The 19,002-nt window shown below is 66.3% G+C and carries 19 protein-coding genes; 12 read left to right on the top strand and 7 right to left on the bottom strand.

The genetic code is table 11. From position 1 onward, the window contains the following. Positions 1 to 27 precede the first annotated feature (27 nt). Positions 28 to 1,080 carry a S41 family peptidase gene (locus I7X43_RS01045; RefSeq protein WP_198099034.1) on the top strand — a complete coding sequence of 351 codons (1,053 nt, stop codon included), beginning with the start codon at positions 28 to 30 and terminating at the stop codon, positions 1,078 to 1,080. Between the two features lie 111 nt (positions 1,081 to 1,191). Here I7X43_RS01045 and I7X43_RS01040 read toward each other — a convergent pair whose 3' ends face one another. Then, positions 1,192 to 1,683: a low molecular weight protein-tyrosine-phosphatase gene (locus I7X43_RS01040; RefSeq protein WP_198099033.1), complete on the bottom strand. Its 492-nt coding sequence runs from the start codon at positions 1,681 to 1,683 to the stop codon at positions 1,192 to 1,194. A gap of 247 nt (positions 1,684 to 1,930) precedes the next feature. Here I7X43_RS01040 and I7X43_RS01035 point away from each other — a divergent pair, with 247 nt between their 5' ends. Beyond that, the gene (locus I7X43_RS01035) at positions 1,931 to 2,719 is read left to right on the top strand and encodes a substrate-binding periplasmic protein (RefSeq protein WP_198099032.1); all 789 of its coding nucleotides are present in this window, start codon (positions 1,931 to 1,933) and stop codon (positions 2,717 to 2,719) included. Between the two features lie 97 nt (positions 2,720 to 2,816). Here I7X43_RS01035 and I7X43_RS01030 read toward each other — a convergent pair whose 3' ends face one another. The 6 genes from I7X43_RS01030 to I7X43_RS01005 form a co-directional block, all read right to left on the bottom strand. After that, positions 2,817 to 3,752 (bottom strand): gliding motility protein GldB-related protein, encoded by a 936-nt coding sequence (locus I7X43_RS01030; RefSeq protein ID WP_198099031.1) that lies wholly within the window; start codon positions 3,750 to 3,752, stop codon positions 2,817 to 2,819. A 93-nt stretch (positions 3,753 to 3,845) separates the two neighbouring features. Next, a complete protein-coding gene (locus I7X43_RS01025; RefSeq protein ID WP_198099030.1) occupies positions 3,846 to 4,220 on the bottom strand; it encodes a DOPA 4,5-dioxygenase family protein in 375 nt (124 codons plus the stop codon). A gap of 191 nt (positions 4,221 to 4,411) precedes the next feature. Continuing rightward, positions 4,412 to 5,851 (bottom strand): dihydrolipoyl dehydrogenase, encoded by a 1,440-nt coding sequence (gene lpdA / locus I7X43_RS01020; protein ID WP_198099029.1) that lies wholly within the window; start codon positions 5,849 to 5,851, stop codon positions 4,412 to 4,414. A gap of 7 nt (positions 5,852 to 5,858) precedes the next feature. Further along, entirely contained in the window at positions 5,859 to 7,190 is a 1,332-nt protein-coding gene (locus I7X43_RS01015) for a dihydrolipoamide acetyltransferase family protein (protein ID WP_198099028.1), read from the bottom strand. A gap of 3 nt (positions 7,191 to 7,193) precedes the next feature. Further along, complete coding sequence (locus I7X43_RS01010) at positions 7,194 to 8,198, bottom strand: alpha-ketoacid dehydrogenase subunit beta (protein WP_198099767.1); 1,005 nt, start codon at positions 8,196 to 8,198, stop codon at positions 7,194 to 7,196. Positions 8,199 to 8,283: 85 nt separating this feature from the next. Beyond that, entirely contained in the window at positions 8,284 to 9,519 is a 1,236-nt protein-coding gene (locus tag I7X43_RS01005; protein ID WP_198099027.1) for a 3-methyl-2-oxobutanoate dehydrogenase (2-methylpropanoyl-transferring) subunit alpha, read from the bottom strand. A gap of 335 nt (positions 9,520 to 9,854) precedes the next feature. Here I7X43_RS01005 and I7X43_RS01000 point away from each other — a divergent pair, with 335 nt between their 5' ends. From I7X43_RS01000 to I7X43_RS00955, 10 genes are all read left to right on the top strand, one after another. Beyond that, positions 9,855 to 10,436, top strand: coding sequence for a DUF7010 family protein (locus I7X43_RS01000; protein WP_198099026.1), 582 nt, complete (start codon positions 9,855 to 9,857; stop codon positions 10,434 to 10,436). Positions 10,437 to 10,666: 230 nt separating this feature from the next. Next, positions 10,667 to 12,223, top strand: a complete 1,557-nt coding sequence (locus tag I7X43_RS00995) for a M4 family metallopeptidase (RefSeq protein ID WP_198099025.1) — start codon at positions 10,667 to 10,669, stop codon at positions 12,221 to 12,223. An 86-nt stretch (positions 12,224 to 12,309) separates the two neighbouring features. Beyond that, positions 12,310 to 13,098: a substrate-binding periplasmic protein gene (locus I7X43_RS00990; protein WP_198099024.1), complete on the top strand. Its 789-nt coding sequence runs from the start codon at positions 12,310 to 12,312 to the stop codon at positions 13,096 to 13,098. Between the two features lie 137 nt (positions 13,099 to 13,235). After that, on the top strand, positions 13,236 to 14,417 hold the full coding sequence (locus I7X43_RS00985; protein ID WP_198099023.1) for an acetyl-CoA C-acyltransferase: 1,182 nt from the start codon (positions 13,236 to 13,238) through the stop codon (positions 14,415 to 14,417). A 66-nt stretch (positions 14,418 to 14,483) separates the two neighbouring features. After that, positions 14,484 to 14,663, top strand: coding sequence for a hypothetical protein (locus tag I7X43_RS00980; RefSeq protein ID WP_198099022.1), 180 nt, complete (start codon positions 14,484 to 14,486; stop codon positions 14,661 to 14,663). Continuing rightward, the gene (locus I7X43_RS00975; protein WP_198099021.1) at positions 14,660 to 15,502 is read left to right on the top strand and encodes an SPFH domain-containing protein; all 843 of its coding nucleotides are present in this window, start codon (positions 14,660 to 14,662) and stop codon (positions 15,500 to 15,502) included. The genes I7X43_RS00980 and I7X43_RS00975 overlap by 4 nt, the downstream gene beginning before the upstream one ends. 11 nt (positions 15,503 to 15,513) lie before the next feature. After that, on the top strand, positions 15,514 to 16,179 hold the full coding sequence (locus tag I7X43_RS00970; RefSeq protein WP_198099020.1) for an SDR family oxidoreductase: 666 nt from the start codon (positions 15,514 to 15,516) through the stop codon (positions 16,177 to 16,179). Between the two features lie 7 nt (positions 16,180 to 16,186). After that, the gene (locus I7X43_RS00965; RefSeq protein WP_198099019.1) at positions 16,187 to 16,603 is read left to right on the top strand and encodes a DUF6841 family protein; all 417 of its coding nucleotides are present in this window, start codon (positions 16,187 to 16,189) and stop codon (positions 16,601 to 16,603) included. 31 nt (positions 16,604 to 16,634) lie between these two features. Continuing rightward, complete coding sequence (locus tag I7X43_RS00960) at positions 16,635 to 17,852, top strand: hypothetical protein (protein WP_216860038.1); 1,218 nt, start codon at positions 16,635 to 16,637, stop codon at positions 17,850 to 17,852. 13 nt (positions 17,853 to 17,865) lie between these two features. Further along, a complete protein-coding gene (locus I7X43_RS00955; protein WP_198099017.1) occupies positions 17,866 to 18,999 on the top strand; it encodes an acyl-CoA dehydrogenase family protein in 1,134 nt (377 codons plus the stop codon). The last annotated feature ends 3 nt before the right edge of the window (positions 19,000 to 19,002 follow it).

Raw genomic sequence — 19,002 nt, 5'->3', positions numbered from 1 at the left:
CGCTGGTTTGGCGACGCGCATTGGTCCGTGAATCTGCCCGATCGTGTGGCTCTTCTGAAGGCCCATTTGCAGGCAGGAAAGGGTCTGTTTCCCTTTGCTGTCCAGGTGGATTTGTCGGGTGACCTGCGCATCCGTACCTTACCTGGTGGCGGTGTGGCCGACTTGCAAGGGCGGCGCATCCTGCGCATTAACGGACGGGAAGCGCAGGCCGTGGTTCAAGAAATGTTGGCCCATTTTTCTGGCGACACATTGTCTTTCCGAACCGAACTGCTGTCGCGCCGCTGGCCCATGGCCTACTGGCTGTTGCAAGGTGCGCCCGAAGAATTTGAGTTGACCGTGGAAGGGTTTTCCAAGCTATTGCGTGTGTCGGCTAGCCGTGAGCTGCCGGTGGAGCTTCGGAACCCATCATTTGAACAAACCTTCCACCTACAGTTGCGCCCCGAGAAGTCCGCTGCCGTGCTCACGCTGAACGAATTTTGGTGGGAAGACAAGCCACGCTTTCACGCCTTCATCGAAGACGTTTACGCCCGACTCAAAGTTGCCAAGATCCGGCGTCTGATCATCGACGTGCGCGCGAACCCGGGCGGTGACGATGACATGTGGAAGGGCCCGCTGCTGCGTCTGGTGGCCAAGCAGCCGTTCCGCAATGCCTCGGCTTACGTGAAGAAGGTGCTGCCGGGACGGGCCAGTGGTACCGAGAAGGTGGGCGATGTGGTGCACGGACAAGCCGACAGCTGGGTGCAGCCTGATCTGGAGAGCCCGGTGCGGTTCGAGGGCCAGGTCTACGTGCTGGTGGGGCGTTTCACCTACTCCTCGGCGGTATTGTTTGCCAACGTAGTGCAAGATTTCGGCATCGGCCAGCTGGTGGGCGCTGGGGGCAGCCAGCGCACCCGGCAAAGCGGAGGTATTCAGAAAGCCGTCCCGTTGCCCCACACCGGCCTGGATTTATTTGTGCCGCGCTTTGTGCTGACCCGTCCTTCAGGTCAGCGTGAACCCGAATTGGTTTCTCCGGACATCGTGCTGCCGGACAACCCTTTCGACACCACCGAGTTGGTCGAGGAGCTACTGAACCGTTTCTAGCTTTTTTGAACCATGCGACGGCCCGTCGGTCGCAAGCCAACTAAAAGTTCTTCAGGATCCGCCATTCAGGGTCGTCTGTGCGGGTTACGAACCCCACGTGTAAATCTGGACTCATGAGTCGAGTTCCCGTTGAATATTGGCCAACAGGGCGTCGCAGGCGGCTTCCACCAGGTCGAGTACGGTCTCAAACCCCTCGCTGCCGCCGTAGTAAGGGTCGGGCACGTCTGGCGTGCGGAGGGCTGGCGCGTGGGCCAGCAATCGGTCCAGGCGCGGGCGCCGGGCCGGCGGGCACAGCGCTGCGGCCCGGGCCAGATTGGCGCCATCCATCACCAGCACGCGGTCGAAGCGCTCGAAGTCCTCGGCCACCAGCGCGCGGGCGCGCAAGTCGCTGATGTCGTAGCCGCGTCGCCGGGCGTGGGCTTGGGTGCGTTCGTCGGGGGGCTCGCCCACGTGATAAGCATGGGTGCCCGCAGAGTCCACCTCGATGCGGTGTGCCAAGCCGGCGGCCTGCACTTTGGCGCGCATCACGCCGTGGGCGGTGGGGCTGCGGCAAATGTTGCCCATGCAGACGAAAAGTACACGAATGGGAGCAGTCGGGGTCATGGTCGTCGATTCCGTCTTGCACGGGGTTCCGGTCGGGTGCTCGCTGGTCGCGCGGTTGCACCGCCGATATTTTGAGTTCGCGGGCGCGCCCGGGTCAGCTTGGGCCCCGCCGAGTCGGCCGCCGCCAGCGCCCGGCCCCATGACGCCGTAACATGGCCCAACAGCTCGTTTGAGCCGGCCTGCGCGTTGGCGCGTGCCCCGGTGTCAACGGACGGGCTTTGGGCTTAACTGCAAGCACCTCAATGGCATGAACGAAACGCGCATCCGATCGAAGCCGGCCCGAGTTGCGGGGTGGGTCGGCGCGCTGCTGTGGCCGCTGGTGGCCGCGGCACAGGCGCCGACATCGACAGAGTCGCCCGTGACCTTGCATTACGTTCAGCGCCCGCCCTACATGATGGTGAAGGGCGAGGGGCTGGTCGGGCTGACCGGCGGGCCCTCGTATCAAGCGTTCAAGCTGGCGCAGGTGCCGGTGCGCATCGAGGAGACGCCCTTCGCCCGACAACTCCGTTCCCTGAAGGAGAACACTGGGCAGGACTGCATGATCGGCATGTTCTGGAAGGCCGAGCGCGAGGAGTTTGGGCGCTACAGCAAGCCGGTGTACCAAGACCAGCCGCAGCTGATTCTGGCGGCCGCCGCCAGTCAGTCGCGCTTCAAAGATCACACCTCCGTGGAGGATGTGTTCAACGACAAGTCGCTGCGCTTGCTCGTCAAACTGGCGTACTCCTATGGGGCGCCGCTGGACGCCCTGATCGAAAAGATGCAGCCCACCCGCCGGGCCACACCGGACGAGAACCTGCAGATGGTGCGGCAGATCAAGCTCGGCATGGCCGACTACATGCTGATGGCGCCTGAAGAGGCAGGTGTGGCGATCGAGGCCGCTGGCTTCCAGCCCGCCGACTTCGTGCAGATTCGCTACAAGAGCATGCCCGCCGGGGAGCACCGGCACCTGTTCTGCAGCAAGAACGTGCCCGTCGAGGTCATGCAGCGGCTGGACGCCGCCATCAAGAAGCTCACCGACCGGGCGCCGCCACGCTGAGGCAGCCGCCGCGGTTTCACCGACCCGTGTACGCAGCGTGCGGCCTGGGCCATCGACGCAGACGCGTCAGCCCCGCAGGGTATCGAACGCAGCCCGCTCAGGGCGCGTAGCCGCTGGCCGCCAGCAGGGCGGCGGGGTCGCGTGCTGCGAGCAGCTCGCGCAGCGCCGCGCGCGGGTCGGCTGCGCGGGCCAGATAGGCGCGGGCGATGTTGCGCCCGACCCAATAGCCGAGCTCATCCGGCCAGCCTTCGGGCAGGCCTTTGAACGTGGCGCCCGCGTTGGCAAACCATCGACGATAGGCTTGGTTGGCGGCGTCTTTGTCGCCCTGGAGCAGGATCTCGCGGTCGGCCAGAAAGCGCCGCCACAGATCGGCCTCGCGGGGCCGTGCCCAGGCCTCGCGGGCGGGGTCGGGGTCGAACCCCGTCACCAACTCGGCCAACAGGTCCGGCGTGCCTTCTTTGAGTGCGGCCAGCAGCAGCCAGTCCTTCGTGTCCGCCGCGGGTCGCGGTTGCCAGGTGTGCGCGGTCTCGTGCGCAAAGAAGCTGCGCATGCTGCGACGGAACTCGGCCTCGGTGGTGCCCGCCTTGCACAGCACCTCCAGGCCCAGCACCTGCGCGTCGGGGGCGGCCGTGCCGCCGCTGTTGCCCGCGCCAAACACCCAGTGCACGGCCGGCAGGGGCAGCTCGGGCAACAGGCCGCGGTAGGCCAGGTAGATGGCGCGCAGCTCGCCATTCAAGCTCTCGGCCAGGGGCAAGCAGGTGGCAATCGCGTGGGCGTAATCGGCCCGGCGTTTTTCCACCTGGCGGGCGAGGTGGGCGGCGTCGTGGATGCGGTTGGGCGTGAAGATCTGCACCCCGCGCCCGGCGCCGTCCAGATAACCCGCCTGCAAATCCTCGGCGCTCGTCTTGCCGGCTTGAAACAGCTTGGCAAAGCGCCAGGCATCGCTCGTCTGCACCTGGGCGCGCAGCGGGTCTTCGCTGGCGTGGCTCAGGCTGCTGGCAAGGATCAGGAGGAGCGAGAACAGGGTCTTCATGGTGGCGAAACTGTGAGGCCTTTGCGGCAATGACGGGGTCGTGGAGATTGCAGCACGGCCCGCGGGGCGGTGCCGAAAGTTCAGCGCCGGGTCTCAGAGGTCGAACACCGACGGCCCGGCCTGCAGGCCGGCCAGATCCAGCGCGTGGGGCCGCCCCAGCCACAGCGCACCCTCGCGGTGGTCGCGCAGCTCGTTGTCCGAGTTGGGGTGCAGCAGCACGTCTAGCGTGCCCCGGTTCAGCAGCAGCCAGCCCAGCACCGCGGGCAGATGCTCCGGCAAAAAGGCGATCTCGTAGCTGCCCACGGGGTGCGGCCCCACCGGGCCCTCGTTGAAGCGCCCAAGCCGGATGCGCGGCCCCAGATCGGCTTCCAGCGCGCCGCGCAGGGCCCGGGCTGCCGCCTGCGTGGAGTCCTCGAAGTACACGTGGGCGTGCCAGCTGTGGATGCGAGAGGGGTCGAGAGAGCGCATGGAGTTGATTTTCGGAATCGAGGGGGCCGGGTCCGGCTCAGCCCCGCTTCACGCGGACGAGAGGTGACGCCTGAGACTCTGCTTCCGCCATCTTGATCAGCTGGCTGAGCCGCCCTACGGTGAGGTTCAACGCCCGCGCCAACTCGGTCTGTAACCCTGGAGCGGCGCTTCGCCGCTTCAGGAGAGCCAAATCAAATATGCAACGCCTGCCCCAAAGCCCGCAGGCAAGCCTCCTGCACCGCCTCACCCAGCGTGGGGTGCGAGTGGATGGTGTGCGCCACATCCTCCAGCCGCGCGCCCATTTCCAGGCTCAGGCCGAAGGCGGCGGAGAGCTCGGACACCGCCGCGCCCACGGCTTGCCAGCCGAGGATGAAGTGGTTGTCGGCACGCGCCACGACGCGCACAAAGCCTTCTGGCGCTTCCAGGGACAGCGCGCGGCCGTTGGCGGCGAAGGGGAATAGGGCCTGCAGGACCTTGAAGCCATGCTTGGCCCCTTCCGCCTCGGCGCTGGCCGGGGTGTGGCCGGCGACGACGATTTCGGGGTCGGTGAAGCAGACGGCTGGGATGCTGGCGGGCTCGAAGCGGCGGTTGTGGCCGGCAATGACCTCGGCCACCAGCTCGCCTTGCGCCATGGCGCGGTGGGCCAGCAGGGGCTCGCCGGTCAGGTCGCCAATCGCCCAGACGTTCTTCATGGAGGTGCGGCACTGGGCGTCCACCTTCACGGCGCGGCCGGCCATGTCGAGCATCAGGTGCTCCAAGCCCCAGCCGCTGGTGCGCGGCTTGCGGCCCACGGCGACGAGGATCTTGTCGGCCGGCAGTTCGAGGAGCGCGCCTTGCGGGTCGCGCACGGTGAGGGCCGTGCCGTCGGCGTTCAGGCCCTCAACGCGGTGGGCGGTGAGCAGCTTGATGCCCAGTTTGGTGAGGGACTGGGCGACGGGCTTGACGAGGTCGGCGTCGTAGGCGGGGAGGATGCGGTCTTGCGCTTCCACGACGGTGACCTCGGCGCCCAGCTTGCGCCAGACGGTGCCCAGCTCCAGGCCGATGTAGCCGCCGCCCACCACCACGAGGTGCTGGGGCACGTCGGCAAAGCTCAGGGCCTCGGTGGAGGAGACGACGCGGCCGTGGCCGCCCCCGAAGGGAAGGAAGGGCAGCTCAATCTCCTGCGAGCCCGCCGCCAGCAGCAGGTGCTCGCACTGAATCCGCTGGGGGCTGTCGCCCGCCTCGGCGCCGGGCTGGGTGATCTCGACGGTCTTGCCGTCGATGACTTCGGCCCAGCCCTGGACGACGGTGACGCCGTGCTTTTTGAGCAGCGCGCCCACGCCGCCCGTGAGCTTGGCGACGATGCCGTCCTTCCAGGCGATGGTTTTTGACAGGTCGAGCTGGGCGCTGCTGACGCTGATGCCCAGCTCAGACCGCCCATAGGCCTGTTCGCGGGCTTGGGCAAAGGCCTCGGCCGCGTGGATCAGCGCCTTGCTGGGGATGCAGCCGACGTTCAAGCAGGTGCCGCCCAAGCGCTTGCCTTCGACCAGCGTGACCTTGAGGCCGAGCTGGGCGGCGCGGATGGCGGCCACATAGCCGCCGGGGCCGCCGCCAATGATGAGCAACTGGGTTTGCGAATAAACGGGGGGCATCGCGGACTCACTCAATGAATAGGGTGGCGGGGGTTTCGAGCAGGGCGCGGATGCGCTGCACGAAGAGCGCGGCGTCCATGCCGTCCACCACGCGGTGGTCGAAGCTGCTGCTTAAGTTCATCAGCAGGCGCGGCACGACGCGGCCGTCGCGGTCGAACATGGGGCGCTCGACCATCTTGTTGACGCCAATGATGCCGACCTCGGGGTGGTTGATCACCGGCGTGGTGACGATGCCGCCCAGCGCGCCCAGGGACGTGATGGTGATGGTGCTGCCAGAGAGTTCGTCCCGGCTGGCCTTGCCGGTTTTGGCGGCGTCGGCCAGGCGGGCGATTTCTTCGGCGCAGGCCCAGGGGTCCAGGGTTTCCGCGTGGCGGATCACGGGCACCATCAGGCCAGCGTCGGTCTGCGCGGCCATGCCGATGTGCACGGCGCCGTAGCGCGTGACCACGTTGGCTTCGTCGTCAAAGCGGGCGTTGACTTGGGGGAAGTCGCGCACGGCGATGACGATGGCGCGGGCGATGAAGGGCAGCAGCGTCAGTTTGGTGCGGCTCTTGGCGTGCTGGGCGTTGAGGCGCTGGCGCAGGGCTTCGAGTTCGGTCACGTCCACTTCTTCCACATAGGTGAAGTGGGGGATTTGGCGCTTGGCCTGCTGCATCTTTTGCGCGATCTTGCGGCGCAGGCCGATGACGGGCACGGGCTCCTCATCGAGGCGCAGGGCGTAGCGGCTGTCGGCTTCGCCGCCGCCCACGCCCGAGGCACCGCTGGCTGCAAAGGCGTCCAGGTCCTCATGGGTGATGCGGCCCGCCGGGCCCGTGCCGGGCACGAACTGCAGCTCCAGCCCCAAGTCCCACGCGCGGCGGCGCACGGCGGGGCTGGCGATGGGCTTCTCGTTCGCGGCGCGGCGCGGGGCGGCTGTGCGCACTGCCGCCTTGGCCGGCGGCTTGGCGGCGGGCGCTGCAGCCGGTGCTGGGGCTGCGGCAGCCATCGGGGCGGGAGCGGGCGCGGCGGACACAGCGGGCGCAGCGGACGCGCCTAAGGGGGCAGGGGCGGGCTGGGCGGCCGCCGGGGCGGCGTCGCCTTCCTTGACGTTGCCCTCGCCCTCGACCTCCAGGCGGATCACCTCCGAGCCCACGGCCATCACCTGGCCGACCTTGCCGCCGTGCGAGATCACACGGCCGGCCACCGGCGAGGGGATCTCCACCGTGGCCTTGTCGGTCATCACATCGGCCAGGATCTGGTCCTCGGCCACCCAGTCGCCCGGCTGCACGTGCCAGGCCACCAATTCCACTTCCGCAATGCCCTCACCGATGTCGGGCATCTTGATCACATAAGCACCCATCGCTCAGGCCTCCGTCACACGTTTGAGAGCGGCACCCACACGTCCGGGGCCGGGGAAGTAAGCCCATTCCTGCGCGTGCGGGTAGGGGGTGTCCCAGCCCGTGACGCGCTCGATGGGCGCTTCCAGGTGATAGAAGCAGTGCTCTTGCACCAGCGACATCAGCTCGGCGCCGAAGCCGCTGGTGCGGGTGGCCTCGTGCACGATGACGCAGCGGCCGGTCTTCTTGACCGAGTTGACGATGGCGTCCAGGTCCAGCGGCCAGATGGAGCGCAGGTCGATGATCTCGGCGTCCACGCCGGTCTCGTTGGCCGCGGCCTCGCTGACCCACACCATGGTGCCGTAGGCCAGCACGGTCACATCCTTGCCGGGGCGGAAGATGCTGGCGCTGGTCAGCGGCACGGTGTAGTAGCCCTCGGGCACTTCGCCCATGGGGTGCTTGCTCCAGGGCACGACGGGTTTGTCGTGGTGGCCGTCGAAGGGGCCGTTGTAGAGCCGCTTGGGCTCCAGGAAGATGACCGGGTCGTCGTTCTCGATGGCCGAGATCAGCAGGCCCTTGGCGTCATACGGGTTGCTGGGCATGACGGTGCGCAGGCCGCAGACATGGGTGAACACGGCTTCGGGGCTCTGGCTGTGCGTCTGGCCGCCGTAGATGCCGCCGCCGCAGGGCATGCGGATGGTCAGGGGCGCCGTGAAATCGCCGTTGGAGCGGTAGCGCAGGCGCGCGGCCTCGCTGACGATCTGGTCGAAGGCGGGGTAGACGTAGTCGGCGAACTGGATCTCGACCACGGGGCGCAGGCCGTAGGCCCCCATGCCCACGGCGGCGCCGACGATGCCGCTCTCGGAGATCGGCGCATCAAACACGCGTGACTTGCCGTACTTGGCCTGCAAGCCTTCGGTGCAGCGGAAGACGCCGCCGAAGTAGCCCACGTCTTCGCCAAAGATGACCACATTGGGGTCGCGTTCCATCATCACGTCCATGGCCGAACGCAGGGCCTGGATCATGGTCATGGGCTTGGTGGGGCCTTGGTCGCCTTTCGCAGCGGGCGCGCCCAGTTTGTCCTGTTGGACGATGTCGTTCATGGCGTGCTCCTGATCAGTAACCTAGCTGCTGGCGTTGTTGGCGCAGGTGTTCAGGCATGTCCTTGTAGACGCCTTCGAACATGCTGGCGACGCTGGGGATGTGGCCATCCAGCAGCGAGCCATAGCGCTCGGCCTCGCGTTGCGCGGCGATCACTTCGGCCTCCATCGCTTTGAGGGTGGCCTCATGCTCGTCGTCGCTCCAGTGGCCGAGGCCGATCAGGTGCTTTTTGAGGCGCTCGACCGGGTCGCCCAGCGGGAAGCGCTCGGCATCGTCGGCGGGGCGGTACTTGCTCGGGTCGTCCGAGGTGGAGTGCGCGCCGGCACGGAAGGTCACCCATTCGATCAGCGTGGGGCCCAGGCCCCGGCGCGCGCGCTCGGCGGCCCAGGTGGAGGCCGCGTGCACAGCCAGGAAGTCGTTGCCATCCACGCGCAGGCTGGCAATGCCCGAGCCCACGCCCCGCGCGGCGAAGGTGGTGTGCTCACCGCCGGCAATGGCCTGGAAGGTGGAAATGGCCCACTGGTTGTTCACCACGTTCAGGATCACCGGCGCGCGGTAGACGTGGGCGAAGGTGAGCGCGGTGGAGAAGTCCGACTCCGCGGTGGAGCCGTCGCCAATCCAGGCCGAGGCAATCTTGGTGTCGCCCTTGATCGCGCTGGCCATGGCCCAGCCCACGGCCTGGATGTACTGCGTGGCCAGGTTGCCGGAGATCGAGAAGAACCCCGCGCGCTTGTAGCTGTACATCACCGGCAGCTGGCGGCCCTGGATCGGGTCTTTCTCGTTGCTGAGCAGCTGGCAAATCATCTCGACCATGGAGATGTCGTCGCGGCTCAGCAGCAAGCCTTGTTGGCGGTAGGTGGGGAAGTTCATGTCCCCCTGCTGCAGGGCCATGCCGTGTGCCACGGCGATTGCCTCTTCACCCAGGCACTGCATGTAGAAGCTCAGCTTCTTCTGGCGCTGGGCAATCTGCATGCGGGCGTCAAAGGCGCGCACCTTGAGCATGGCCTTGAGGCCACGGCGCAGGAAGTCGGGCGCCAGTTTCGGGTCCCAAGGGCCCTTGGCCGTTCCGTCGTCATCCAGCACGCGAATGAGCTGGTGGGCGAGGTCCTGGGTGTCGACGGGGGTCACGTCCACGTCCGGGCGGCGCACCGCGCCGGCGGGGGAGACCTTGAGGTAGGAAAAGTCCGTGGCACAGCCCGGACGCCCAGTGGGCTCGGGCACGTGCAGACGCAGCGGGGCGTACTGACTCATGGCAGCGCAAAACTCCTGGCGTCCCTTGTGGGGCGCCGTGGTGACAGGCAATGAGCCAACCGCGGGGCCCGGTTGGGGCCCAACGGCTGGCGGGGCTTGGCCGGCCGCGGGGCCCAGGGTGCGGGGCGCGGCGCCAGGGCCGTCAGCGTAGCGCAAAGGAGTCTGGGGTTTCCCCGAGGAAAGCCCGAACAGAAATCCTGGCACCGCCTGATTCAGGTCAAGGCCCCGGGCTGTCGATTCACCGCCACGATTGGCGATTCGGCGCGTGTTGCTGGTGCTTTGGCGTGCAGAACTGCACAGTTTCCATTCCTTTTACGAATACCCCAGGAGCCGTCATGACCCCCAGCTTGGACCACCAACTGAAGGAATTCCGCAACCGCCGTTTTTTGGCGATGCCCCTGGCTGGCACGCTGGCTTGGGCCTTGATTGGGGTGGCCGGTCAGGTGCTGGACGCGCGCTGGCACCTGCTGGCGACTTACCTGTTGACCGGGTGCATCGCCTATCTGGGGATGGGCTTGTCCAAACTCACCGGCGAAGACTTCATGGCCCCGGCGAACCGCCGCAACGTCTTTTCCAAACTGTTCATGCTCAGTATGGGGCAGGCCTTGCTGGCCTTCGCCATTGCCTTGCCGTTCGCCATGGTGCGCCCGGAATCGGCGGTGTTTACCGTGGGGATGTTGGCGGGATTCATGTGGCTGCCCATGAGCGGCTTGATCGGCCACTGGATTGGGGCTGCCCACGCCATCGGGCGCACCGCGATGATCGTGGCCGCTTGGTTTCTCGCCCCGGATCAGGGCATGGTGTGGGTGCCGGCCATCGTGCTGGGCTGGTATGCCGTGACGATTGCGGTGCTGGAACAGCGCTGGCACAACCTGAGCAAGCAGCCGACGCCTGCGGTCGCGGTGACGCCTGTTTGAGGGCCGCTCCGCCCACCCGGCGGTCCGACCGCCCGCGGGTTTTCCTGGTGGTCAAGGCAGAAAGTGCGGAAAAGTTAACGGTTTCCCTTTGGGGGTATTCCCTTGACCAAGGGAATACCCGTCCTTCTTTTGGGTGCACGAATCCATAACTTTTGGAAACAATCCGCTCCACGCCGCCCGAGAGGGTTCCAAGAGAACGCCAGGGCCTTCCGATTCCACACATTCACGGAATGAGCGACATGCAAAAGGTTTTCAAGCGCAGCGCCCTGGTTATCGCCCTGGCAGCCCTCTCGGCCCCCGTTCTGGCGGCTCCCGACGCCGAAGCCCGCGCCCGCGGTCACATCGAGTCGTTCGCCGGCTACACGATGCACGGCAACGGCCACGCCTACGGTCTGCGCGATGTGGTGACGGATGCCGACGGCGGCACCCACGCCCGCTTTGACCGCACCTTCCGCGGCATGCGCGTGATCGGCGGCGATCTGGTGGTGCACAACGACGGCAACGGCAATTTCCGCGGCGCTAGCCACACCCTGCGCCATGTGATCAACATGAGCGATGTGGCCCGGATCACCCCGGCCGCTGCTGCCCGTGCCGCACTCGCCGCCCATGCCGGTGACACCCAGGGCAAGCCGGCCGAGAAAGTGGTTTACGCCCGCGGCGCGACCCCGCAGCTGGCTTATGACGTGCGCGTTTTCGGTGAGCAAGCCGACGGCACGCCCAGCGAAATGCATGTGATTGTGGACGCCACCAACGGCGCCGTCCTGGAGATGTGGAATGACATCCACACCGCAGCCGTCAACGGTACGGGCAAGAGCCTGTACAGCGGTACCGTGTCCCTGGGCACGAACAGCCTGAGCAGTGGCTACGAGATGCGCGACCCCAGCCGCGGCGGCATCTACACCACCAACATGAACAAGAAGACCTCGGGTGCCGGCACGGTCTTCACCGACGCCGACAACGTCTGGGGCAATGGCACGACCTCCGACCTGGCCTCGGCCGCCGTGGACGCTCAGTACGGCACTGCTGTGACCTGGGACTACTACAAGAACGTGCACGGCCGCACCGGCATCGACGGAACGGGCGCCAAAGTGGCCTACAACAAGGTGCACTACGGCCGCAGCTATGCCAACGCCTTCTGGTCGGACAGCTGCTTCTGCATGACCTACGGCGACGGCAACTCGTCGATCAAGCCCTTGGTCTCGCTGGACGTGGCCGGCCACGAAATGACCCACGGCGTGACCAGCCGCACCGCCAACCTGACCTACTCGGGTGAGTCGGGTGGCCTGAACGAAGCCACCTCGGACATCTTCGGTTCGATGGTCGAGTTCTACGCCAACAACACCAGCGATGCCGGCGACTACCTGATCGGCGAGAAGATCATGGTGGGCAAGGCCTTCATGCGCAACATGATGCAGCCGAGCAAAGACGGTGTGAGCGCCGACTGCTGGTACAGCGGCCTGGGTTCCATCGACGTCCACTACAGCTCGGGCCCGGCCAACCACATGTTCTTCATGCTGGCCGAAGGCACCAACAGCGCCCTGGGTGCGAGCAAGACCTGCAACGCGGGTGACACCAAGACGGCCACCGGCAACGGCAGCGTGACGGGCATTGGCCGCGATGCCGCTGGCAAGATCTGGTATCGCGCCCTGACGGTGTACATGACCTCGTCGACCAACTACGCCGGCGCCCGTGTGGCGGCGTTGAAGGCCGCGAGCGATCTGTACGGCGCGGGCTCGACCCAGTACAACAGCGTGGCCGCCGCGTTCTCGGCGATCAACGTAAACTGATCGGAAAAATACGCTGCGGACACCGCGGCGACCAGAGGAGGGCCGGCTTGTCCGGCCCTTTTTCATTGACGACGGATTGAGGTTCGATGCGGGGTTTTGCGGTTCGTCTGGTGGCGGGGGTGGTGGGGTTCGGTGTGGCCGGCGTGGCGCTGGCCGCCCCCATGTCCGAACGGCGCGTGCTCGCGTGCGACGACGACAACGGCTGGCCGCCCTACACCTTTCGGGTGCCCACCGCGAATGGCGCCTCAGAGGTTCGGGGGCGCTCGGTCGACCTGCTTCGCTTGGCCTTGGGGCGCCTGGGCTGGACCTTGGAGCTGGAGCTGCTGCCCTGGAAACGCTGCCTGGCGGAAGTCGCGGGGGGGCGTTACCACCTCATCCTGAGCGCAACGCAGACGCCGGAGCGTCAACGCGACTACTGGGTGACGGCCCCCTATTACAAGACCCAGCAGTACTACGTGTGGAACCGGGCGCGGTGGCCGGACGGCCCCACCGTGGCCAAGGCCGCCGATTTCGCGCAGTGGCGCGTGGGCGGCGTGCAGGGCTTTGTTTACCCGTATTTGAAAGCGGTGGGGATCACACCGGCGGTGCAGGCCAAGAGCCACACCAACCTGGTGGACATGCTGTTTGCGGGTCGCTTGGATACGGTGCTCATCGCCGATTCCATTCTGCGCAGTCAGCGCAACCGCGAGGGCGTGCTGTTCTGGGACGACCCCAACCTCGGGCGAGCGCCGGTTCCCGGTGGCTATCAGAACGAATATCACATGCTCATCAGCAAGCGCTGGCCGCAGGGGCAAGAGCTGCTGCAGGACCTGCAAGCGGAACTGGGCCGCATGCGCCAACGGGGCGAGCTGAGTCTCTTGATGGATGGCCGGTGAAGCTCCCTTGATGGGGGTCAATCAACGCCGAAGCCGAACTTTTTGCGCAGTGCAGCAATTTGCGCGAAACCCAGTCAGAATTGGGTTTTCGCCCGACCTCGCGGCCCGCCTTGGCCGCCCCTCTGCAGGAGTGATTCATGTCTGCTGATCCCATCGTCATCGTTTCCGCGGCCCGCACGCCCATTGGCGGTTTGCTGGGTGATTTCTCCAACTTGGCGGCCTGGGAGCTGGGCGCTGTGGCCATCAAGGCGGCGGTGGAGCGCGCCGGAGTGCCGGGCGATGCCGTGGACGAGGTCCTGATGGGCAACTGCCTGATGGCCGGCCAGGGCCAGGCCCCGGCGCGCCAAGCGCTGCGCAAGGCCGGCCTGCCCGATTCGGCTGGCGCGGTGACGCTCTCCAAGATGTGCGGCTCGGGCATGCGCGCCATGATGTTCGCGCACGACATGCTGGCTGCCGGCTCGGCCTCCGTGATGGTGGCGGGCGGCATGGAAAGCATGACCAATGCACCCCACCTGATGTTTGCGCGCAAGGGCGTGAAGTACGGCCTCGCGCAGATGTACGACCACATGGCGCTGGACGGCCTGGAAGACGCTTACGAGCGCGGCAAGGCCATGGGTGTGTTTGCCGAGCAATGCGTCGGCAAGTACAACTTCAGCCGCGAGGCGATGGACCAATTCGCCATCAGCTCGACCCAGCGCGCCAAGGCCGCCAACGAGGACGGCAGCTTCGATTGGGAAATCGCCCCGGTGACGCTCACCAGCCCCAAGGGCGACACCGTCGTCAAGTTTGACGAGGCGCCTTTCAAGGCCAAGCTCGACAAGATCCCGACCCTGAAGCCGGCGTTCAAGAAGGATGGCGCCATCACCGCCGCGACCAGCTCGAGCATCTCGGACGGCGCCGCCGCCCTGGTGCTGATGCGCGAGAGCGAAGCGGCCAAGCGTGGCCTCACGCCCATCGCCCGCATCGTGTCGCACGCCGTGCACGCCCGCGCGCCCGAATGGTTCACGACGGCTCCCGTCGGCGCCATCGAACTTGCGCTGAAGAAGGCCGGCTGGGACGCCAAGTCGGTGAACCTGTGGGAAGTGAATGAAGCCTTCGCCGCGGTGTCGATGGCCGCGATGGCCGAGTTCAAGCTGCCGCACGAGATCGTCAATGTGCACGGCGGTGCGGTCGCGCTGGGCCACCCGATCGGCGCCTCGGGCGCGCGCATCGTCGTCACGCTGCTGGGCGCGCTGAAGAAGCGCGGCCTCAAGCGCGGCATGGCGGCGCTGTGTATTGGCGGCGGCGAGGCCACCGCGATGGCGGTGGAGATGATCTGACGCGGCTCAACTCGCGCTAATCTACGCATCAGGCCCTCCGGTGAGGGCCTGAACTTTTTGAGCCCCATGCGTCACTTGCTTCTTTTGTTCGTCGCCCTGCTGGTTGGCTACGGCCTGTGGCAGCTCGGCAACCGCCGCGCCTGGCGTCAGGCCACCCGGCACTTCCTGCGCGTTGCCGCGCTGGCGGTGGTACTGGTGGCCTTGCTGGTGCTGGCGTACCTCACCCCTGCAATCAAACTGTTATGAACCTGCGTACCCCTTTGCTGCTCGCCCTTGTGGCGGGCCTGACGGCTTGCACCCAAATCGACACCGGCAACGTGGGCGTGGAGCGCACGCTGGGCAAGGTGAGCCCCGAGGCCCTGCCACCGGGCGTGTACTTCACCCTGTTCAAGACGGTGGATGAGTTCAGCGCCAAGGAAGTGAGCTTCCAGCTCAACGACATGACGCCCAAGAGCCGCGACAACCTGACCATGAAGGATGTGGACATCGACGTCTACTTCAAGGTCAATCCGGGCGCCGTGCCGGGCCTGTACACCAAGTACCAGGGGGATGTGGTGCGCCACCGCGATGTGGTGCGCGAAGGCGGCACCAAGGACCTGATCATTGCCTACAGCCGTGTGTCCCGCGAGGCTCGTGAGGCGGTTTACAAGTCCATCGCCCAGCTGGACGCCACCACCATGCACACCAAGCGCAGCGAACTGGCGGAGCTGGTGCGCAGCGGCCTGCAGCGCGAGCTGGATGCCAACGACAAGGGCGCGTTCGTGGTCACCGCGGTCAATGTGCGCAACCTGCTCACCGACCCCGCCATTGAAGCGGCGATCCGCCAGCGCGCCGAGACCGATCAGGCGATCGAGAAAAAGCGCAAGGAAATCGAGCTGGCCAAGGCCGAGGCCGAGCGCTTGATCGTTGAAGCCGAGGGCCAGGCCAAGGCCAACCAAATCCTCAGTGCCTCGCTGACGCCGGCGCTGAAAGAGATCAAGCTGGCCGAGTTGCAGCGCGATGCGGCGCTGGCCATCGCCAGCAAACAGGGCAATACCGTGTTGCTGGGCACGACCGCCCAACCGCTGGTGAGCGTGGGCAAGTGAAGGGGAGTGGCATGCACGTTCTGGTGATTGGCGCGTCGCGCGGCATTGGGTTTGAGTTCGTCAAGCAGTATCGCGAGGCGGGGCATCAGGTCACGGCCACGGCGCGGGATGAAGCGTCCCTGCAAAAGCTAAAAGGCCTGGGGGCCAAGGCTTTGCCGCTGGAGCTGCTGGACGCCAAGAGCTGCGCGGGCCTAGCCTGGCAGCTGGATGGCCTGCAGTTCGACACGCTGTGGATCAACGCCGGTGTGTTTGGCGCGGACGTGGCGGCGCCCACGCCGCCCACGCAGGCCGAATTTGATTTGGTGATGCACACCAACGTGCTCGGCCCCATGCGCGTCTTGCCGGCCCTGACGGACTGCTTGGCGCAGAACGCCAAGCTGGCGTTGGTCTCCAGCCGCATGGGCTCCATGGGCGCGCGCACCAGCCCCAATGCCTGGCTGTACCGCGCCAGCAAGGCGGCCGCGAACTCCGTGCTCAAGGACGCATCGATTGCCTTCGGGGGCCGCGCCACCTGCGTGGCTTTTCACCCCGGTTGGGTGAAGACGGACATGGGCGGCTCGCAAGCCGACCTGACGCCGGCCGAAGCCGTGTCCAGCATGCGCCAGGTGCTGGACGGCCTGGGATTCCAAGACAACGGCCGCTTCTTGAATTTCGACGGCAAGCCCCTGCCGTGGTGAGCGCCTGATGCAGGCCTCCGAGGTCGAGGCCTTTTTCGCGGCCTACGCGGCGGATTTCAGCGCCCTCGACGGCCAGGCCGTGGCCTCGCGCTGCAGCGTGCCGCTGAGCATTGCCCACGCCGGCGGCGTGACGGCTTGGACCGATGCCGAGCCCCTTCGCGCCAACATGCTGGCGCTGTGCGAGATCTACCGCGGCGCCGGCCTGAGCGAGGCGGTGCCGCTCATTCTGGAGACCGTTCCCCTGGGGCCGGACGACGGTTTTGTGCTGGTGCGCTGGACCTTGCGGCGCGCCGATGCCTCGGTCCTTCAAGTCTTCCGCACCGGCTACCAACTCAAGCGCCTCGAAGGCGCTTGGCGGGTCGTGTTCGTGACAGCATTTGAAGAAAATCTGCAAGCCTTGAAGCGAGCAGCGGCCGCCCCCTGAGGGGCAGGTCAGACAAAAGAACGGGATGGCGATGCGGCGTGTATTGAAGGCGGTGCTGTTAACGGTGCTGGGCTTGTTGGGTCTGGTGGTGCTGGTGGCGGCCGCCTGGTTTCTGAGCAATGTCCGCGATGCGGAGCCGAAGCCTTGGCCTCAGGCGCTGACCGTTGCCCCAGCACTGCCGGGGGACGACAACTTGCTGATCCCGTTCGAGGCCGTGCGCGGTTCGAGGAACAGCCTTCCCTGGGAGCTCAAGGACTGTGGTGCCCAAGGGGATTGTCGGGAGGCGCTTGATAAGCAGGTGATTGCATGGGAGCGTTGGAAGGCTGCTGCGGCTGACTTGGTCAAAACCTGCGAGCAACTGCCGCCCGCGGCGGATTTGCGCCTGCGCGAACGCTTGCCGGAGCGTCCCCAAGACCCGCTGCCTACGTATTCCTTGGTCCTGGGCTGTCACACACATTGGTTGATGGTGGGTGAGCAAGCCCAGCGGCGAGGTGATGGCGCCGCGGCGTTGGACGCGCTGCAGCGGGCCGATGCGATTGCGCGGACGGTGAGCGAGCAAACCCGATTGCTGATTGGATACTTGGTTAGCCAGGGGATGACCCGGCGTCAGCTATTGCTGGTGCGTGAATGGGCTCGGCGAGACCCCGACCGGGCGGGGGACTGGCTACCGTTGGTGCGGTGGGACGAGGCCGTTTGGAAACGGGGTTTGGCCCGCTGGGTGCCCACGGAGGCGCAATTTGGACGGGGGGTGATGGTCGACTTGGCGGCTCAGACTTGCTCGGCCACTGCGCCCACCGATGGTTGGTGGGGGCGACTGACGTGCCCCATTGCCTCACGGACCCTGCAGTCGGAGTACGCGCAACAGCAGGCGGCGACTTATTGGATGTCTGTGATGGATCAGGCGCGACAGCATCCGCTAGATGAACTGCCAGCCCATGGAGCTGTTGCCGAGCCGGGCTGGCGTTGGTTCCATACCCTGCCGACCGTTCTGTGGAGCATCGCGCAGCCTGCTTTTGATCAGTACCTGGAACGCACAGCCGATCTAGCGCTGGCGACCCAGGCCACGGCGCTGTGGATCGAAGTCCACACGATGCCGGTGGCCGATCGCCCCGCATGGTTGAAGCAACGCACGCGAGGGGAGTTGGCGGCACGCCTGACAATTACGCCCGAAGGCGAGTGGGTGTTGCGGCCATGGCGTCCACAAGACGTCACGGAACTGCCCCTGCGCTGGCCTGCCATCCGCAGTTGAAAGCAAAACCATCATGATCCTCTCCGAAGACCACCTGGCCGTTCAAGACGCCGTGCGCGCGTTCGTGCAGGCTGAAATTGCCCCCCATGCCGCGGCCTGGGACAAAACCCACCAGTTCCCCGCCGAACAACTGAAGGGCTTGGCCCAGCTGGGCTGTTATGGCGTGGCGGTGCCGCCGGAGTACGACGGCGCGGGCTTGGACTATTTGGCGCTGGCCGTGATCTTGGAAGAGATCGCCGCGGGCGACGGCGGCACCTCGACCGTGGTGAGCGTCAACAACTGCCCGGTGTGTTCCATCCTGATGGCCTTTGCCAACGAAGAACAGAAGCAGGAATTCTTGAAGCCCCTGGCGCGCGGCGACATGCTCGGCGCCTTTTGCCTGACCGAACCGCATGTGGGCTCGGAAGCGGGCGGGCTCAAGACGGTGGCCGTGCGCGAGGGCGACGAGTACGTTCTCAATGGCGTCAAACAGTTCATCACCAGCGGCAAGAACGGCGACGTGGCCATCGTGATGGCCGTGACCGACAAGGCCGCCGGCAAGAAGGGCATCAGCGCCTTCTTGGTGCCGACAAAAACGCCGGGTTACACCGTGGCGCGCATCGAAGAAAAGATGGGCCAACACTCCAGTGACACGGCCCAGATCCTGTTTGAGAACTGCCGTATTCCGGCGCGCTACCGCCTGGGCGAGGAGGGCGAGGGCCTGAAGATTGCGCTCAGTGGGCTGGAAGGCGGGCGCATCGGCATCGCGTCGCAAAGCGTGGGCATGGCGCGCGCAGCGCTGGAGGCTGCCACCTCCTATGCCAAGGAGCGCATTGCGTTCGGCCAGCCCATCTTTCAGCACCAGGCCATCCAGTTCAAGCTGGCCGACATGGCCACCCAGGTCGAAGCGGCGCGCCAGCTCATCTGGCATGCCGCCAGCCTCAAGGATGCCGGCCGCCCCTGCCTGAAGGAGGCGGCGATGGCCAAGCTCTTTGCGTCCGAAATGGCGGAGCGCGTGTGCTCGTCGGCCATTCAGGTGCTGGGCGGCTACGGCTACGTGACCGACTTCCCCGTGGAGCGCCTCTACCGCGATGTGCGCGTGACGCAGATCTACGAAGGCACCAGCGAAGTGCAAAAAATCCTCATCGGGCGAGCTTTGGCCCTCTGACGG

The organism is Inhella gelatinilytica (assembly GCF_016093295.1).
Taxonomy (GTDB): domain Bacteria; phylum Pseudomonadota; class Gammaproteobacteria; order Burkholderiales; family Burkholderiaceae_C; genus Inhella; species Inhella gelatinilytica.
The sequence above is the reverse complement of the archived record's forward strand: the minus strand, read 5'-3'. Positions and strand labels throughout refer to the sequence as shown.

What these genes read in the sequence shown, in the direction of transcription:
- I7X43_RS01035 (WP_198099032.1), top strand. Translation starts at nt 1,931, where the DNA reads ATGAACGAAACGCGCATCCGATCGAAGCCGGCCCGAGTTGCGGGGTGG.
- I7X43_RS00960 (WP_216860038.1), top strand. Translation starts at nt 16,635, where the DNA reads ATGCGGCGTGTATTGAAGGCGGTGCTGTTAACGGTGCTGGGCTTGTTG.
- I7X43_RS01040 (WP_198099033.1), bottom strand. Translation starts at nt 1,683, where the DNA reads ATGACCCCGACTGCTCCCATTCGTGTACTTTTCGTCTGCATGGGCAAC.
- I7X43_RS00985 (WP_198099023.1), top strand. Translation starts at nt 13,236, where the DNA reads ATGTCTGCTGATCCCATCGTCATCGTTTCCGCGGCCCGCACGCCCATT.
- I7X43_RS01000 (WP_198099026.1), top strand. Translation starts at nt 9,855, where the DNA reads ATGACCCCCAGCTTGGACCACCAACTGAAGGAATTCCGCAACCGCCGT.
- I7X43_RS00995 (WP_198099025.1), top strand. Translation starts at nt 10,667, where the DNA reads ATGAGCGACATGCAAAAGGTTTTCAAGCGCAGCGCCCTGGTTATCGCC.
- I7X43_RS01015 (WP_198099028.1), bottom strand. Translation starts at nt 7,190, where the DNA reads ATGGGTGCTTATGTGATCAAGATGCCCGACATCGGTGAGGGCATTGCG.
- I7X43_RS00965 (WP_198099019.1), top strand. Translation starts at nt 16,187, where the DNA reads ATGCAGGCCTCCGAGGTCGAGGCCTTTTTCGCGGCCTACGCGGCGGAT.
- I7X43_RS00980 (WP_198099022.1), top strand. Translation starts at nt 14,484, where the DNA reads ATGCGTCACTTGCTTCTTTTGTTCGTCGCCCTGCTGGTTGGCTACGGC.
- lpdA (WP_198099029.1), bottom strand. Translation starts at nt 5,851, where the DNA reads ATGCCCCCCGTTTATTCGCAAACCCAGTTGCTCATCATTGGCGGCGGC.
- I7X43_RS00970 (WP_198099020.1), top strand. Translation starts at nt 15,514, where the DNA reads ATGCACGTTCTGGTGATTGGCGCGTCGCGCGGCATTGGGTTTGAGTTC.
- I7X43_RS01005 (WP_198099027.1), bottom strand. Translation starts at nt 9,519, where the DNA reads ATGAGTCAGTACGCCCCGCTGCGTCTGCACGTGCCCGAGCCCACTGGG.
- I7X43_RS00955 (WP_198099017.1), top strand. Translation starts at nt 17,866, where the DNA reads ATGATCCTCTCCGAAGACCACCTGGCCGTTCAAGACGCCGTGCGCGCG.
- I7X43_RS01025 (WP_198099030.1), bottom strand. Translation starts at nt 4,220, where the DNA reads ATGCGCTCTCTCGACCCCTCTCGCATCCACAGCTGGCACGCCCACGTG.
- I7X43_RS00990 (WP_198099024.1), top strand. Translation starts at nt 12,310, where the DNA reads ATGCGGGGTTTTGCGGTTCGTCTGGTGGCGGGGGTGGTGGGGTTCGGT.
- I7X43_RS01030 (WP_198099031.1), bottom strand. Translation starts at nt 3,752, where the DNA reads ATGAAGACCCTGTTCTCGCTCCTCCTGATCCTTGCCAGCAGCCTGAGC.
- I7X43_RS00975 (WP_198099021.1), top strand. Translation starts at nt 14,660, where the DNA reads ATGAACCTGCGTACCCCTTTGCTGCTCGCCCTTGTGGCGGGCCTGACG.
- I7X43_RS01010 (WP_198099767.1), bottom strand. Translation starts at nt 8,198, where the DNA reads ATGACCATGATCCAGGCCCTGCGTTCGGCCATGGACGTGATGATGGAA.